This is a genomic window from Ornithinibacillus sp. FSL M8-0202 (assembly GCF_037975285.1).
Classification (GTDB): Bacteria; Bacillota; Bacilli; order Bacillales; family Amphibacillaceae; genus Ornithinibacillus; species Ornithinibacillus massiliensis.
In genome coordinates this window covers 2,463,030-2,477,892 of the sequence record NZ_CP150248.1, presented here as the reverse complement: position 1 = coordinate 2,477,892, position 14,863 = coordinate 2,463,030, and the positions used below count along the sequence as shown (strand labels likewise).

16 protein-coding genes are annotated in these 14,863 nt (G+C 39.3%); 1 reads left to right on the top strand and 15 read right to left on the bottom strand.

Annotated elements, in window-relative coordinates:
* Positions 1–67: 67 nt before the first annotated feature.
* The 11 genes from atpB to MKY78_RS12685 all read right to left on the bottom strand — a co-directional run bounded on the left by atpB (position 68) and on the right by MKY78_RS12685 (position 10,835).
* On the bottom strand, positions 68–790 hold the full coding sequence (gene atpB, locus MKY78_RS12735; protein WP_339213144.1) for a F0F1 ATP synthase subunit A: 723 nt from the start codon (positions 788–790) through the stop codon (positions 68–70).
* 17 nt (positions 791–807) lie between these two features.
* Entirely contained in the window at positions 808–1,182 is a 375-nt protein-coding gene (locus MKY78_RS12730; protein ID WP_339213143.1) for an ATP synthase subunit I, read from the bottom strand.
* Positions 1,179–1,403: an AtpZ/AtpI family protein gene (locus tag MKY78_RS12725; protein ID WP_339213141.1), complete on the bottom strand. Its 225-nt coding sequence runs from the start codon at positions 1,401–1,403 to the stop codon at positions 1,179–1,181. Before MKY78_RS12725 ends, MKY78_RS12730 begins: the two co-directional genes overlap by 4 nt.
* A 497-nt stretch (positions 1,404–1,900) precedes the next feature.
* Entirely contained in the window at positions 1,901–4,093 is a 2,193-nt protein-coding gene (locus tag MKY78_RS12720; protein WP_339213139.1) for a S8 family serine peptidase, read from the bottom strand.
* A gap of 87 nt (positions 4,094–4,180) precedes the next feature.
* Positions 4,181–5,296: a UDP-N-acetylglucosamine 2-epimerase (non-hydrolyzing) gene (gene wecB, locus MKY78_RS12715; protein WP_339213137.1), complete on the bottom strand. Its 1,116-nt coding sequence runs from the start codon at positions 5,294–5,296 to the stop codon at positions 4,181–4,183.
* A 25-nt stretch (positions 5,297–5,321) separates the two neighbouring features.
* Positions 5,322–5,951 carry a uracil phosphoribosyltransferase gene (upp, locus tag MKY78_RS12710; RefSeq protein WP_339213135.1) on the bottom strand — a complete coding sequence of 210 codons (630 nt, stop codon included), beginning with the start codon at positions 5,949–5,951 and terminating at the stop codon, positions 5,322–5,324.
* Between the two features lie 611 nt (positions 5,952–6,562).
* The gene (glyA, locus tag MKY78_RS12705) at positions 6,563–7,798 is read right to left on the bottom strand and encodes a serine hydroxymethyltransferase (protein ID WP_339213133.1); all 1,236 of its coding nucleotides are present in this window, start codon (positions 7,796–7,798) and stop codon (positions 6,563–6,565) included.
* A gap of 52 nt (positions 7,799–7,850) precedes the next feature.
* Positions 7,851–8,387, bottom strand: a complete 537-nt coding sequence (locus tag MKY78_RS12700; protein WP_339213131.1) for a TIGR01440 family protein — start codon at positions 8,385–8,387, stop codon at positions 7,851–7,853.
* A gap of 54 nt (positions 8,388–8,441) precedes the next feature.
* The gene (gene rpiB, locus MKY78_RS12695; protein ID WP_186868323.1) at positions 8,442–8,888 is read right to left on the bottom strand and encodes a ribose 5-phosphate isomerase B; all 447 of its coding nucleotides are present in this window, start codon (positions 8,886–8,888) and stop codon (positions 8,442–8,444) included.
* A 26-nt stretch (positions 8,889–8,914) separates the two neighbouring features.
* A complete protein-coding gene (locus tag MKY78_RS12690; protein WP_339213130.1) occupies positions 8,915–10,207 on the bottom strand; it encodes a HAMP domain-containing methyl-accepting chemotaxis protein in 1,293 nt (430 codons plus the stop codon).
* A 28-nt stretch (positions 10,208–10,235) separates the two neighbouring features.
* Positions 10,236–10,835 (bottom strand): low molecular weight protein arginine phosphatase, encoded by a 600-nt coding sequence (locus MKY78_RS12685; protein WP_339213128.1) that lies wholly within the window; start codon positions 10,833–10,835, stop codon positions 10,236–10,238.
* 345 nt (positions 10,836–11,180) lie between these two features.
* On the opposite strand from MKY78_RS12685, the gene MKY78_RS12680 reads away from it, so the two are divergent.
* Positions 11,181–11,375 carry a DUF2187 family protein gene (locus MKY78_RS12680; protein WP_186868320.1) on the top strand — a complete coding sequence of 65 codons (195 nt, stop codon included), beginning with the start codon at positions 11,181–11,183 and terminating at the stop codon, positions 11,373–11,375.
* Between the two features lie 61 nt (positions 11,376–11,436).
* On the opposite strand, the gene MKY78_RS12675 is transcribed toward MKY78_RS12680, so the two are convergent.
* From MKY78_RS12675 to spoIIR, 4 genes are all read right to left on the bottom strand, one after another.
* Positions 11,437–11,973, bottom strand: a complete 537-nt coding sequence (locus MKY78_RS12675; protein ID WP_339213126.1) for a manganese efflux pump MntP family protein — start codon at positions 11,971–11,973, stop codon at positions 11,437–11,439.
* A 422-nt stretch (positions 11,974–12,395) separates the two neighbouring features.
* Positions 12,396–13,442 carry an L-threonylcarbamoyladenylate synthase gene (locus tag MKY78_RS12670; RefSeq protein ID WP_339213124.1) on the bottom strand — a complete coding sequence of 349 codons (1,047 nt, stop codon included), beginning with the start codon at positions 13,440–13,442 and terminating at the stop codon, positions 12,396–12,398.
* 278 nt (positions 13,443–13,720) lie between these two features.
* Positions 13,721–14,122: a hypothetical protein gene (locus tag MKY78_RS12665; protein ID WP_339213123.1), complete on the bottom strand. Its 402-nt coding sequence runs from the start codon at positions 14,120–14,122 to the stop codon at positions 13,721–13,723.
* Between the two features lie 129 nt (positions 14,123–14,251).
* Positions 14,252–14,851 carry a stage II sporulation protein R gene (gene spoIIR / locus MKY78_RS12660; protein WP_339213121.1) on the bottom strand — a complete coding sequence of 200 codons (600 nt, stop codon included), beginning with the start codon at positions 14,849–14,851 and terminating at the stop codon, positions 14,252–14,254.
* Positions 14,852–14,863: the final 12 nt, after the last annotated feature.

Here is a 14,863-nt window from a genome sequence, read left to right as displayed (position 1 = left end):
GTATAAATAAATTTTTAATAATTTCCGGTTTTAACAGATTACTATTAAAACTGGTTAATTAATGAGATTAATGTTCTTCACTTACTTTATGTGAGATGTATACCATTGCAAGCATTGTGAAGATGAATGCTTGGATACCTCCGATAAATATAGAGAATCCTTGCCATGCTAAGAACGGAATTGCTCCACCGACAAATCCTAAGAAGCCAGAAGAGACTAAACCTACTAATAAGGCAAGTAATACTTCCCCTGCATATAAATTACCGAATAGACGCAAACCTAATGTTAATGTGTTTGAAAACTCTTCAATAATTTTAATCGGGAATAGTGGCCACATTGGTTGAAAATATGATTTCACATATTCTTTACCACCACGAAGTTTGATTCCATAGAAATGAGATAAAACAATCACCATTGCTGCTAGAGTTAGGGTAATACCAGGATCTGCTGTTGGTGATTTCCACCAAACATTATGATCATAAACTCCATTTGTAATAACACCCAACATATTTCCAACTAATATATAAGAAAATAGAGTTAATGCTAATGGTAAAAACAGCTTACCCGTTTTCCAATTCATAGTGTCATTTACGATTCCTTTAACGAAATCAAGAATCCACTCCATGACATTCTGAGCACCAGTTGGTTTCATTTGTAACTTCCTAGCACCTAGAACAGAAAGGATAAACACAATTAAGGATGTTACAGTAATCATAAATATGTTAGACAAATTGAAAGAAAGCCAGCTAATTCCAAAGACGTCGTGTACTATCGGCGCTCCGTGATCCATACTTATTCACCCCTCTTTCAAGCGCTGTTTTTATTTTTGTTCATAATAAAATCTATCATAATGACCAAATAAGAAGTCATTAATCCAATTATTACTGCAATCATATTGAAGTATTCCTCATAGCGAAGTGCTATAATGACTGCTAACGCAGCTGCGGCAAACCTTGAAATTGTACCTAATCCTCGTGTCTTCTGTTTTTTTGCTACCGCTTCCGTAAATTCAATTGTTTTCTTTTGTAAAAGATATAGATTGTAGAAACTGATGGCACTTCCTAAAAGTAGCCCGAGGAAAATACGTAAATAAGGAGTAAAGCCTGCCCCAAGTACGAGTATTGCTAGAAGGTAAAACATCCACTTCCGTTGACGGGCATATTGTATTTCAATGTTGGTCATTCCCTACTCTTCTCCCGCTCCGTGAATTTGTTTACAGTCAGAATCATTCCATAGATTCCTGCAGCTAATCCTACTAAAAGGCAAATTATTGTGAAAATTGGTTTTGTAGATAGTAGTTTATCAGCTTCTATACCTAGGAATATTCCGAAAAGTGTTCCACCCGCTAAATTAGCAGAAACCGCACTTACTAATATAATTGCTAGGTGTGGGTTTTTCCCCATTTTGTCCACTCCTAATCTAGAGTTTTATTTAGGGGAGTCATTTTGGAGAGATTTTTATCAAGATTTCCTATGTAAGCAAAAAAAATTATACCGTCAAGATACCTTGATGAAAACCTTATCATTCCACACTAAGTCAGTTTACCTTAGCATGCCTTCCTTTGTCAATTGGTTTCCTAGTATTTTTGACATTTTTCACACATTCCAATTTTTGTATTTCGTGATGATGATTCGGAAGGTTATGAATGGTTCATTTAACACTTTCATTATATCGGAAATAACTAGTGTAATTCGTGACATTTTTGTGAATTTGATAGACATTTTTTAAAGATTTTCATTAGTTTTACGATGTTACAATCTGAGAATATAAAGAAAGCATATAATCGCTCCGAAAATAGACTGATACTATCTGGTATACCGCCGCACACCGATAAGGGTAAAGCCTATTTCCGAAGCTAATAAGAAAGTGATTTATCGTTCCAATCCTAGTAACATAATTGCTATGGACTGATATACAGCTCTGTTTCATAGCTTTCGAACCTACCGTCTTCCAATTGCACAGTGATGACTGCTAGATAACTACCTGCTTGACCGATATCTCTCAGTTCTAAATATCCTTCGTTCATGCCAATTTGTGTTTCTTCTAAACGAAGTAGTGTTCGGTCATAGAGTAATGTTTGCGGGTCATAGAGTTCTACTTCTACATATCGTGTATCCTCTGTTAAATAAAGGCGATAAACAAATTCATTCTTCGAAAAAGGCTTGAGGGTAAATTCAAATCCCGATGCTTTTGGATAATCTGCTGTTTCATTGATAAACAAATATGGCAGATGATAGGTCTCCCCTTCTGAATCTAATTCTATCCACCCTTGATGAATTCCTTTTTCAAGCTGTGGAGAAGTAATACTTACTTCGACAGGAACCTCCATCTTTTCTCCCGCTTCGATACTAAACGTCATTGGTAGCTTCCAACTTAATCCCTTTTGTTTCTTTGGTATATGAAAAGAATAGGTCTGGTCTAGATTGGATGTATTTTCGATAGTTAGATTTACTGTTTGTGTTTTGAGATATTCATTAATTTTCCCAAAGGCTAAGGATGGGTTATACATAATGGTTGGTGTTTCAATGGCTCGCTTCGGATCAACTAGTCCCATACCTTGCCCTATCGGTTCAATTGGGTTACCTGCTTCATCCTCCATGCGAACTGCTGTTGTTTTTAAAGCGCCAAAAATTTGTTCATTGGTCCATGTAGGCTTTGCTTCTTTCATTAGAGCAATGACACCCGCAACATGCGGCGCCGCCATACTCGTTCCTTGAAGTGGCATATAGCCACCTGGAACAGTGCTCACAATATTCGTTCCTGGTGCTAATACGTCTGGCTTCAATTCCCAATTGACTGTCACTGGACCTCTAGAGCTAAATGGAGCAATTCCACTTGGGACTTCTTCATACATCGTGTCGATATAGGGATGGCTCTCTTTCTTCGCAAATTCTTGTAACCATTCACCGTCTTCCTTGGATACAGACACAACTGGGATTTGAATTTGCTCTTTAGGACCTGTGATTGCACCTTGAAAATTACCTTCTTCATTGTTATAAATAATGACCGCCATTGCCCCTTTCTCCTCCGCTTCCTTCGCTAAATCATAAAAAGGGATTTCCCCACGCTGAATTAAAGCAATTTTTCCATTCAGCTTAGCTTCATCTGCTAAGCCGATTTCGTAATCCAAGGAGAGGTCCCATGGATTGGATCCCATCATGAGGGTCATGGGTACTTTTTTCCCAGAAAGAGGGTCATATAGTATTGGTGCGGTATGTGCATTAGCGAATGCACCAACTGCGAGTGCGTTTGATGCCGTAGCTGGGGCGCCTACTGTCCAATTATCTGGCCCACTATTTCCATTGGCAATCACAACGGCTACACCTAAGTCTGCAGCGCGATTTACTGCGATACTTGTCGGATAATCTGGTCCGTTCACAGAATTTCCAAGGGAAAGATTAATGATATCGACACCATCCTCCACCGCCTGCTCCATTGCTGCAATCACTTGTACCGAGGTACCACTTCCACCTGGTCCGAGTGCGCGATAGGCTCGAATCTCCGCATTCGGTGCAACCCCTTGAAGGCTTCCATTTGCCGCAATAATGCCAGCTACATGACTGCCGTGATTCGTAGGGATCCCTTCTGATTCTAATGTTTCCATCGGATCATCATCCAAATCTACTACATCATATCCACCCGAATAATTTTCCTGTAAATCTGGGTGATGATAATCAATCCCCGTATCGACAACCCCTACCGTAATTCCTTTTCCTGTGTAATTCGTGTTGTTCAATTCAGAAGGAAGCACCATATCCGGGCTATCTTTCTCTATCTCCTCAAAGGGAATAATATGTTCTAATGTTTGGGTTGTTTCATAGGTTTGGACAGAATGAACCGCTTTAACAAAATCCAAAGTCCCCATCTTCTCAAGCTGATCTGGAGAGCCTTGTAACGCCAGTCCATTAAATAGCCTTTCATAGGTCGCAATAACCGATATAAATGGGTGATATATTTCTAAGTATTGTTTGTGTTCAGATGGATTTCCTTCTACTTCAATGATAATCGATTGCAGATTATCTTCTGCCAACGATGTACTAGGCATAACCAAAAGTGAGCTACAAAGCATTATTGCTAGTAGTAAAAAGCGCACGTAATCCCTCCTTATGCTTAGCATTTGTAGAAATAAGGGGTTTGATACATAAAAAAAAGAGACCACCAAATGGGTCTCTGAATTGGATTATTGATTAAAATAGTCGACTATCGCATCTGCTATTCGGCGGGATGCTTCCCCATCTCCATACGGATTAGAGGCTTTAGCCATTTTATCATGCGCTTCCTGGTCAGAAAGTAGTTCATCTGCTAACTGGAAGATTGTCTCTTCATCCGTTCCAGCAAGCTTTAACGTTCCTGCCTCGATACCTTCTGGACGTTCTGTCGTGTCACGTAATACTAGCACGGGTACACCTAAGGAAGGTGCTTCCTCTTGAACACCACCTGAGTCTGTCAGAATTAAATGTGCTCGAGCAGCAAAATTATGGAAATCTACTACGTCTAATGGTTCAATTAATTGAATGCGGTCATCATTTCCTAAAATATCATTAGCCGTTTGGCGAACGACTGGATTTAAATGAACCGGATACACTACTTGAATATCTTGATGTTTTTCTACTAAACGCTTAATTGCGCGGAACATTTGCTGCATATTAGTTCCTTGATTCTCCCTACGGTGAGCAGTCATTAATACTAATCGCTTCCCGTTTAAATCATCCAGAATAGAATGATGATATGCTTCATCTACTGTTGTTTTTAAAGCGTCTATTGCTGTATTCCCTGTTACAACGATACGTTCTGCTGGTTTATTTTCATTTAATAGATTTTGCTTCGATTTTTCTGTCGGAGCAAAATGCAAATCAGCCATAACCCCTGTTAACTGGCGATTCATCTCCTCAGGATATGGAGAATATTTATTCCACGTACGAAGTCCTGCTTCCACATGACCAACTGCAATTTGATTATATAAAGCGGCAAGCGATGCTGCAAAAGTCGTACTTGTATCACCATGAACTAGCACCATATCTGGCTTTGTTTTTTTCATTACTTCATCTAAGCCTTCTAGTGCACGGGTTGTAATCTGAGCAAGTGTCTGCCCTTGCTTCATAATGTTTAAATCAAAGTCTGGCGTAATGTTAAAAATCTCTAACACTTGATCCAGCATTTCTCGATGCTGAGCTGTTACCGTAACAATCGGCTCAAACTCATCTGAACGCTTTTTCAACTCTAGAACAAGCGGAGCCATTTTAATCGCTTCTGGCCTTGTCCCAAAAATCGTCATTACTTTAAGGCGTTTTGGCATCTATATCACTCCATCATTTTAGTTATTATTTTGTACCAAACAAACGGTCACCAGCATCGCCAAGACCAGGTACGATATATGCATGATCATCTAGCTTTTCATCCAAGGCTGCTAAATAAATATCAACATCCGGGTGTGCTTTCTTCACTACTTCTACACCCTCAGGAGCTGCGATTAAGCACATCAGGCGAATATTTTTAGCGCCACGCTTTTTAAGAGATTCGATTGCATCATTTGCCGATCCCCCAGTTGCAAGCATCGGATCAATTACAATAAGCTCACGTTCTTCAATATCAGAAGGTAATTTTATGTAATATTCAACTGGCTTTAATGTTTCCGGATCACGGTATAATCCAACATGACCAACCTTTGCAGCAGGAATTAACTTTAGCATTCCGTCCACCATTCCTAAACCTGCACGAAGAATTGGAACAAGGCCAATTTTCTTACCAGCTAACACTTTTGTTTTCATAGTTGTAACTGGTGTCTCGATCGTGGTCTCTTCTAGTGGTAAATCACGGGTGATTTCAAATGCCATTAGCATAGCAACCTCATCCACTAATTCACGAAATTCCTTTGTTCCAGTATTCCTATCACGGATAAACGATAATTTATGTTGGATCAACGGATGATCTAAAACATGTACATTTCCCATTTTGACGACCACTCCTTTAGTTTAATTACATCTTTAAAATTGTACTGAAAAATAACTAGTTATTCAAGGTTAAGGTTGAAATTGTTAATAAGATGTCATGGAGACTGGGGTTTGATTATGGTTGTGTAGAGTATATGTGAATGATTTTCATTTGTTTGGGATCCTTAGTTCAGTTTATGGGACCGGTTTGCTTTTGGTTGTGACCTTTATTTCAGTGCATGGGACCAATTTCCTTTTGCTTGTGACCTTTATTGCAGAACTTGCGACCAATTTCCTTTTGCTTGTGACCGTTATTCCATCACATGCGACCGATTCCTCCTTACTTGTGCCCTATTCTCCACCACATGTGACCGATTCCTCCTTACTTGTGCCCTATTCTCCATCACATGCGACCGATTTCTCCTTACTTGTGCCCTTTATTCCATCACATGTGACCAATTCTTCCCTGCTTGTGCCCTTTACTCCATCACATGCGACCGATTCTTCCTCACTTGTGCCCTACACTACACTACACTACACCTACCCAATCTTGAGACCAATCTCACACCACATACAACCAGCTATAATTTCCCACCAAAAAAAGAGGACACCAAAAGGTATCCCCTCCACACTTATACATATAATGGTGATTTTTCTGTTAACGCTAGTACGCGATCTGCAGCTTCTTTTAGCACTGCTGTGTCCTCGTGATTTTTTAATGTCATGGAAATAATGGCAGCAATTTCACGCATTTCTGCTTCTTTAAAGCCGCGGGTCGTTACTGCTGGTGTTCCAATACGAATACCACTTGTAACAAATGGGCTTTCTGTATCAAAAGGAATCGTGTTTTTGTTTACGGTAATTCCAATTTCATCTAAAACATGTTCTGCAACCTTGCCAGTAATACCAAGTGGTGTTACATCTAGTAACAATAGATGATTGTCCGTGCCACCAGAAACGACACGAATTCCTTCTTCAACCAATGCTTCACCAAGTGCTTTTGCATTGGCGATGATTTGCTGGCAATATACTTTAAAGTCATCGGATAGAGCTTCCTTGAATGCCGTGGCTTTTGCCGCGATGATGTGCATTAATGGACCGCCCTGCATTCCAGGGAAGACTGCTTTATCAATTTTCTTTGCAAATTCTGCTTTACATAGGATCATACCACCACGTGGTCCACGTAATGTCTTATGTGTCGTTGTCGTAACAAAATCAGCAAATGGTACTGGATTTGGGTGTAAGCCGGCTGCGACAAGACCTGCAATATGTGCCATGTCTACCATTAAATATGCGCCTACTTCATCAGCAATTTCACGGAACTTCGCGAAATCGATCGTGCGAGAATATGCACTAGCACCAGCTACAATTAATTTTGGTTTTACATCTTTTGCTTTTTCCAGTACTACATCATAATTAAGCTGTTCTGTGTCTTGATCCACACCATAATCAACAAAATTATACAATGTACCACTGAAGTTTACAGGGCTACCATGGGTTAGGTGTCCACCATGGTTTAGATTCATACCAAGAACTGTATCGCCAGGCTCTAGCACGGAAAAATAAACAGCCATATTCGCTTGTGCACCTGAATGTGGTTGTACATTAGCATGGTCTGCACCAAATAGTTCTTTGGCGCGGTCACGAGCAAGATTTTCCACTACATCAACATGCTCACAACCACCATAATAACGTTTGTCCGGATAGCCTTCCGCATATTTATTGGTCAAAACAGAACCCATTGCCTCCATAACTGCTTCAGATACAAAGTTTTCCGATGCAATTAGCTCAATTTTCGTTTGTTGACGCTTTTTCTCTGCTTCCATTGCTTCAAATAATTCAATATCTGTCTGCTTTAAATGTTCCATTGGTAAAATCCTCCCTGTTTTGTCTGTATCTAAGTAAAAGTATTACGATTCTCTATACGTCATATACTGCCCGCATACCACCTATTAACTTTGGACGCGTTTTTGCCATAGTCACTCTTGCTTTCCCAATATAGCGTTGATTTAATCGTACTGGGACAGCAACATGTTTCAGATGCATGCCAATCAATGTTTCCCCGATATCGATACCCGCATGTGCTTGAATATGTTCTACCACTACCGGATGTTCCATATTTTGATAAGCATAAGCAGCCATCGAGCCTCCTGCTTTCGGAACCGGAACGACAGAGACTTCTTCTAATTGATACTGGTCAGCAGTTTCCTGTTCGACAACAATGGCACGATTGAGATGCTCACAGCACTGAAATGCTAGCTGCACACCTTTTATCCTCTTTAGTTTATTCAACATGGAAAATATCGAGGCGGCAATTTCCTCACTACCAGCAGTACCAATAGTTTCTCCCGCAATCTCACTAGTAGAACAACCAACAATGAATATGCTGTCCTTTTTCAAGTAATCTACCTGTTGAAGCTCGTGCAAAATCTCCTCTAAATCTGCTTGAATATTCATATGCTCACCTAGCCTATACGAAGCAGACGAAGCTCTTCACTTCGCCTCCAACTCTTAAAGATTTTTATCCTCGTATTCTTTAAGCTTGTTAAGACGATTCTCGTGGCGTCCACCTTCAAAGTCTGTTTCTAACCAAGCTTTTGCGATTTCTCTAGCAAGACCTGGTCCAAGTACACGCTCCCCTAAAGCAATCATATTCGAATCATTATGCATACGAGTTAGCTTAGCACTATAAACATCAGAAAGTAATGCACAACGAATTCCCTTCACCTTATTTGCAGCAATTGACATGCCAATACCTGTTCCACACACTAAAATCCCGCGGTCAAACTCTCCATTCGCAACACGCTCGGCTGCTGGTAAAGCATAGTCTGGATAATCTACAGAGGTTTCACAAGAACAGCCTGTATCCTCATATTCAATACCCATCTCTTCAAGTAAGCTTTTTACTTCATTACGAATTGTCATTCCGGCATGGTCACCTGAGATAATTACCTTCATTTTATTAGCTCCTTTTCTAGTTGTGATTAGTTGACGTTAAACTTTTGAATTTGCTTGTTTAATCCATTGGCCTGTTGTTCTAAATCATGTACTAAGCTATCTACCTTGCCTATGGATGCTGCTTGTTCATGTATCGATGCATTCACTTCTTCCGCACCGGCTGAGGTTTCTTCCGCAATAGCTGCCACCTCTTGCGATTGAGATGCTGTCGCTTGAATAGACGCTAATTGCTGGTTAACAATCGTTAAAATGACTTCAATTTCACCTGCTACTTCTTCAACAGAACCAGACATTTGCTCAATAGCTGCATTCGTCGTTACACCGCTATCTGCTTCTTTCATTGCTAGCTGTACATTTTCATTAATCTTCTTCACTACTCGACTAACATCATCTTGAATTGCTTCAATCAATTCAGAAATACGTTGAACTGCTTGTGCGCTTTGGTCAGCAAGCTTGCGGATTTCTTCTGCTACCACCGCAAAACCCTTCCCATGCTCACCCGCTCTTGCCGCTTCGATAGATGCATTAAGCGCAAGTAAATTCGTTTGCTCCGCAATTTCTCCAACCATGGTAATAATTGACTCGACCTGAAGAGCATTCTCTTTTAAGTGGTCTACATCCTTTAACGAAAGCTCCTGGTCCTTTGCAAGCTTTTGAATACCATCTACTAATTGATTAACAACCTTTTTACTGTTATTCAATGTTTCCAGCATCGTATTGGATTTTTCTTTCGATTGGCCAGCTTTTTCCTGAACTTTTTCTGCTAAGGCGGTTGCTTCTTCTACTGCTTCAACAGTTTGTTGAATAGCCTCTGAGGAGTTCTCTGCTCCTTTTGAAATATCTTCTACAGATGCACTAATTAGTTCAGAATGCTGGGATACTAAACTAGAAGCTTCCCGCAATTGCACAACCGATTGATTAGTATTGTTGAAATGAACATCTATATTATGCACAATTTCTTTTAAATTTGTTACCATCGCGGCAAAAGAAGTACTTAACTCGCGAATTTCATCATCAGAAGATGGAATCTCCACTTCCTGATTAAGATTCCCATTTGCAACCTCGGACGCTACTTCAGCCAGTCGGTTTAAAGGCTTCGTAATCAATCGGGCTGCAAAATAGGCCAATATTCCAGACCAAATTATCCCTAGAGAAAGAATGAGAAACGTATACACTTCCATCGATACTTGCCAAAACTCCGTTACATAATCATAGAGAAAATAAAGGAAAAAGGCACTAGTGGAGTAGGTAATCATCGCTAGAATTGTTGTAAATAATACTAGCTTTAACCTTAACCCAAAGCGATATTTTTTGTTCATCTTGTTATCCCCCAGCTTTTTTTACTTTTTATATTTTTTTAATTAATAACGTAATATAGTCCTCTAATTCGTCTAATGTTTTCTGATAGGTGCTTATATCGCCTCCGAATGGATCGGAAATATCATAATTAATTAGACTACTCTCCAACTGATTAATTTTTTCTATCTCTGGGTGTAAGTGTTCTTCAAGCTTTTCCTCCAGCTGGTCGTTTTTAAGCTTATGCTGATATTTTTGAATAATTTGGGAACGCTTTAGTTCATAATCGGCATATAGCGATTTTAGTTCTTCCCATACTTTTTTATCGGAATCAGATACGAATTCCTTCAAGGTATAATACTTGTCCTGAAAATTGGGAAATTGCATCATTAATGACTGCTTATGTCCGGTTGTCATCGTTAAAACGACATCCGCCCAATGAAGAAGTTTTTCTTCCACAGGTTGTGACTGGTGATCTAATGTAATTCCCTTCTCCTCCAGTACCTTTATGGTATGATGAGAGGCACGTTGATTCTTCGCAGCAAAAATCCCGGCAGATTTCACTTCTATATTTGGCATTTTCTCTTTTAATAAAGCTTCTGCCATTGGGCTGCGACAAGTATTACCTGTACAGACAAATAAAATCTTCATGAAGAATCCTCCAATTCCAGGCAAAATCATATTTCTAACTAAAATATACCATAGAATAAAGTGAGTTGACAGAAAAACAACAAATGAATATTTTGAATTACGAACCTATCAATTATAGTACTTTTTACCTAGTTACAAATCAGTAAATTGTCAAAAAATGATAAAAATTTGTGGAAATTATAATCCATAAGTATTACTATTAACATAATAAACTTAATACCTAAGTAACTAATTTAGCAATGAACATAAACTAAATACCAATTATCACCACATAACCTTTGTCATTTCTTTATACAATATAGAGTAGTCTCATTTAGGTATTATCCTTTGGGAGGGGTTTTATTTATGAAGAAAGCTGAAACTGCAAGCGTAGGGGATACAGTACTTTTCGATCGAAGAAACGGGCAGTATGAGGGAAAAGTATTTCAAGTAAGAGAAAATAGCGTTTTAGTAGAATTATCAAAGGATGCTGCAAAGGTTTTAGGTTATGAAATGCCTAACACTGTTGTGAGGCATGGTAGATATAGTATTATTTCGTAAAGTTAGCTAATAAAAATGATTGCCCCTTAAGTTACTAACTTGGGGGCAATTATGGTTTGAATTAAAAAATAATGAAGAGACCGAATCCACAAAGGATGCTCCCTCCTACTATTTCACTATACACTCCCAAAAACCCGTGCACTTTTCTTCCAATCAACATTCCAGCCCAGGTAAGGAACATACTTGCAGCACCAAAAGATAGAATAATAAGTACCGTTTTTGCCCCTGATAATCCTAGCCCTAGTCCAACAGAAAAACTGTCCATACTAACACTTAGTGCAAAGATAATTAATCCAATTCCAGTTGTTTGAATCACTTTGTTTACTTCATGGTTAAAGGCGGAGAATAACATATGGGCTCCAATTCCAAATAGTAAAAGACCACCTGCTAATGTAGTCCATCCACCAGCTTTAGTAGAAATCAACGTACCAGCTATGATGCCTAAAGAAGGCATAATCATATGAAATAATCCAATTACAATACCGATTAAGGCAATCCGCTTCAGTCGAATCTTCTGCATTCCCAAGCCAAGGCTTACAGAAAAGGCATCCATTCCAATTGCTAAAGACATAATGAATATTGATAATAGTTCACCCATGAAATATCCCCCTTGGACATGCTTTTACACTATATGCTTTTCCAAAGGGGAATATGATTCACCGAGTAAGGTTGAAGAATTTAAAACCTATTATAGCAATTACTGATACTAAATAACCCTAGCTTTCCATTATAGGTTATATGTGAAACGTCCAAGAAAATGGAAAAAAATGTATCTAAAAAACCGAATGATGCGCAAAGACCACGCTCCGGAAATATACTTGCGGTCACTTCCAGCACAGGGGCGACATCTGCTCGAAAAAACCATCGCAGTGTCTACCTTGTACTTTATCACAGCATAAGTGCGACATCTGCTCGAAAAAACCTCGCAGTGTCTACTTTACCGCCGGGCGGCTGGTGAGCCTCCTGTGCTACTTCTTTAGGGGTCTCACCGATGCCTATCATCCCGCAGGAGTCTTTGAGTTACTTCCCAGCCTCTTCACTACTAATATAACGACTAGCTGCTTTTCGCAATCGATTCATAATTGCTTGGCCTATGCCATATTCAGGATATGTGTCACATAAAATAATATCCACATCCTCTTGTCTAAACTTCCTCAAACCATCATACAGATTCGCTGCGACATCCTCGAGCGTTTCACCAAGTGATATTTTCTGATCTACATGTAATGATTTCAATGTGACACTACTTGCTAAGATGCCAACTCGTTTTCCTTCTGCTATGAGCTCGTCATATACCTGCTGTACTCTGTCACTTCCACCTTCAATTAACCATAAAGGTACTTCGGGTGCATAATGTTGATATTTCATTCCAGGGGCTTTCGGTACATGTCCCTCTTCCTTATTCAACATGGCAGGGTCTACTAACACCTTATCCACAACTTCTTCTAATTCTTCCTTAGAAATTCCACCTGGACGAAGAATGATGGGAATATCTTGTGTACAATCGATAACCGTCGATTCTACACCAACACCAGTCGGACCACCATCAACAACACCAGCAATTTTCCCATACAGGTCTTCCCATACATGGTCAGCTGCTGTAGGGCTTGGCTTCCCAGAAATATTAGCACTAGGTGCAGCAATTGGGATATTGCATTCTTTTAATAGAGCAATGGCCACTGGATGACTCGGAATCCTTACGCCCACTGTTTCTAAGCCAGCTGTAACATTATCTGCACAAGTACCGTTACTAGGTAACACATACGTGATTGGACCTGGCGAGAAATTATCAATTAGTCTATTCACATAGTCTGGTACATCCTTCACTAACAGAAGTAGCTGCTCTTTCGTAGCAACATGTGCAATCAGTGGATTATCCTGTGGACGACCTTTCGCTTGGAATATATTCGCAACTGCCTTTTCATTCGTGGCATCTGCTCCTAATCCATAAACCGTCTCGGTTGGAAAAGCAACTGTACTTCCTGCTTTTAGTAATTTTGCTGCTTCTTTTATCATTTCTTCTTTATTATTCCCGTTCACTAGATTCCAACGTTTTGTATCTATCATGAAAACTACCTCTTTTCCTTCCCTCATTTTATCTAAACAAGGAAGGTTTCGCAAAGCATTATGTTATCCACAAAGAAAGAAGAAAACCCGCAGTTTATCCACAGGTTTTTTAAAGCAAATGTTTATTTAAACGCTTTATTCCTACATTATCCACATACCATCCACCGTTTTTTTATTTATCGACAGTTTTTTCACAACTTGTGCACAGGTTCATGTGGATTATGTGTATAAATTGAAAATTCTTTCTAGTATGGATACGCTGCTAGTAAGATGATGTATCAAGAAACTTCGTAAGCCCACCAGTTCCCTTGCTTATTCTTCATAGGCTGTACATTCAATGCCTCTTTTTGAGGACGGAATTGTAAGGAACCAAGCAATATATCCACAACCGGCTGGTGACTAAATACATATACCTTCTTCGCTTCCTTTGATTTCGCTAAAACAATAATAGTTTCTAGTAAGACTGGCAGTTTCTGCGCTTCTTCTTGGGCAATATATAGCTGCTTCAACCAAAACACACCGTCCTCTACAGAGGCTAGCTCAAAGCATCCCTTAATCTCACCAGCAAACTCTACTACATAGCCTTCTTTTAATAGACTGTCTTTATTCACTTGATCTGTTGTACTAAAAAATTGATTCATCTTCTCTTTCGGTACATCACGCGCAATTCTTATTTTCATTCCTACACCCCTATTTTGATAGAAATTTTTTAAAAGCGATCTGCCAAATAACACATAGGAAGCTTGTTGCTTCAAACAATATTTACTAGAATCTCGCATTTCTATCATTTTATGCATGTTTTGGGTGCTCTATGACAATCCTAACCATTCTAATAGAAAAAATTTAATCTGTAATCCACTGTCTTGCTCTTCCTCATCCTCAAATCCTCCATCACTCGCCTGTGCAACACTAATTCCATTAGCAAAATCTAAAAAGCATAACGGCGGGAATAGTACACACCACCAATTAGAGCCCTCGCCTTCTCCAAGAGTAATTAATATTGCTTCATATTCCCCGGCAGGATAGAGATAATTTCCATATATTTTCATTGGAAAACCGACACTATCATTATATTCCACATCAAAGTCACGATTTTCGCCCTCTTCTGCTAGCGTTTGCTTCACGATTTCGCTAATCTCTGGAATCCTGTTTTCTAACAATGACCTTGCTTCGTCAATATCATCGATTTCAGCCACCCATTCCGTAATGGCAGCATTAACTTTATCTCGAACAATACGCTTAATTTGTTGATCTGCCTCATTATCACTGTTAGCCAATATCCGTAAGCGAATCGCATCATCCGGTATTACCTGGTAATCATCAGTCTTATGTTCATTCCCCTGACCATAGACCGGTAGAGAAAGTGCAATCAAAATAATTACAATAACGATAAATGCTAATTTTTTCATCAAAATCCGTCC

What these genes read in the sequence shown, in the direction of transcription:
- MKY78_RS12680 (WP_186868320.1), top strand. Translation starts at nt 11,181, where the DNA reads ATGAAGAAAGCTGAAACTGCAAGCGTAGGGGATACAGTACTTTTCGAT.
- wecB (WP_339213137.1), bottom strand. Translation starts at nt 5,296, where the DNA reads ATGCCAAAACGCCTTAAAGTAATGACGATTTTTGGGACAAGGCCAGAA.
- spoIIR (WP_339213121.1), bottom strand. Translation starts at nt 14,851, where the DNA reads ATGAAAAAATTAGCATTTATCGTTATTGTAATTATTTTGATTGCACTT.
- MKY78_RS12675 (WP_339213126.1), bottom strand. Translation starts at nt 11,973, where the DNA reads ATGGGTGAACTATTATCAATATTCATTATGTCTTTAGCAATTGGAATG.
- MKY78_RS12725 (WP_339213141.1), bottom strand. Translation starts at nt 1,403, where the DNA reads ATGGGGAAAAACCCACACCTAGCAATTATATTAGTAAGTGCGGTTTCT.
- MKY78_RS12685 (WP_339213128.1), bottom strand. Translation starts at nt 10,835, where the DNA reads ATGAAGATTTTATTTGTCTGTACAGGTAATACTTGTCGCAGCCCAATG.
- rpiB (WP_186868323.1), bottom strand. Translation starts at nt 8,888, where the DNA reads ATGAAGGTAATTATCTCAGGTGACCATGCCGGAATGACAATTCGTAAT.
- MKY78_RS12730 (WP_339213143.1), bottom strand. Translation starts at nt 1,182, where the DNA reads ATGACCAACATTGAAATACAATATGCCCGTCAACGGAAGTGGATGTTT.
- MKY78_RS12690 (WP_339213130.1), bottom strand. Translation starts at nt 10,207, where the DNA reads ATGAACAAAAAATATCGCTTTGGGTTAAGGTTAAAGCTAGTATTATTT.
- glyA (WP_339213133.1), bottom strand. Translation starts at nt 7,798, where the DNA reads ATGGAACATTTAAAGCAGACAGATATTGAATTATTTGAAGCAATGGAA.
- MKY78_RS12665 (WP_339213123.1), bottom strand. Translation starts at nt 14,122, where the DNA reads ATGAAAATAAGAATTGCGCGTGATGTACCGAAAGAGAAGATGAATCAA.
- MKY78_RS12670 (WP_339213124.1), bottom strand. Translation starts at nt 13,442, where the DNA reads ATGATAGATACAAAACGTTGGAATCTAGTGAACGGGAATAATAAAGAA.
- atpB (WP_339213144.1), bottom strand. Translation starts at nt 790, where the DNA reads ATGGATCACGGAGCGCCGATAGTACACGACGTCTTTGGAATTAGCTGG.
- MKY78_RS12700 (WP_339213131.1), bottom strand. Translation starts at nt 8,387, where the DNA reads ATGAATATTCAAGCAGATTTAGAGGAGATTTTGCACGAGCTTCAACAG.
- upp (WP_339213135.1), bottom strand. Translation starts at nt 5,951, where the DNA reads ATGGGAAATGTACATGTTTTAGATCATCCGTTGATCCAACATAAATTA.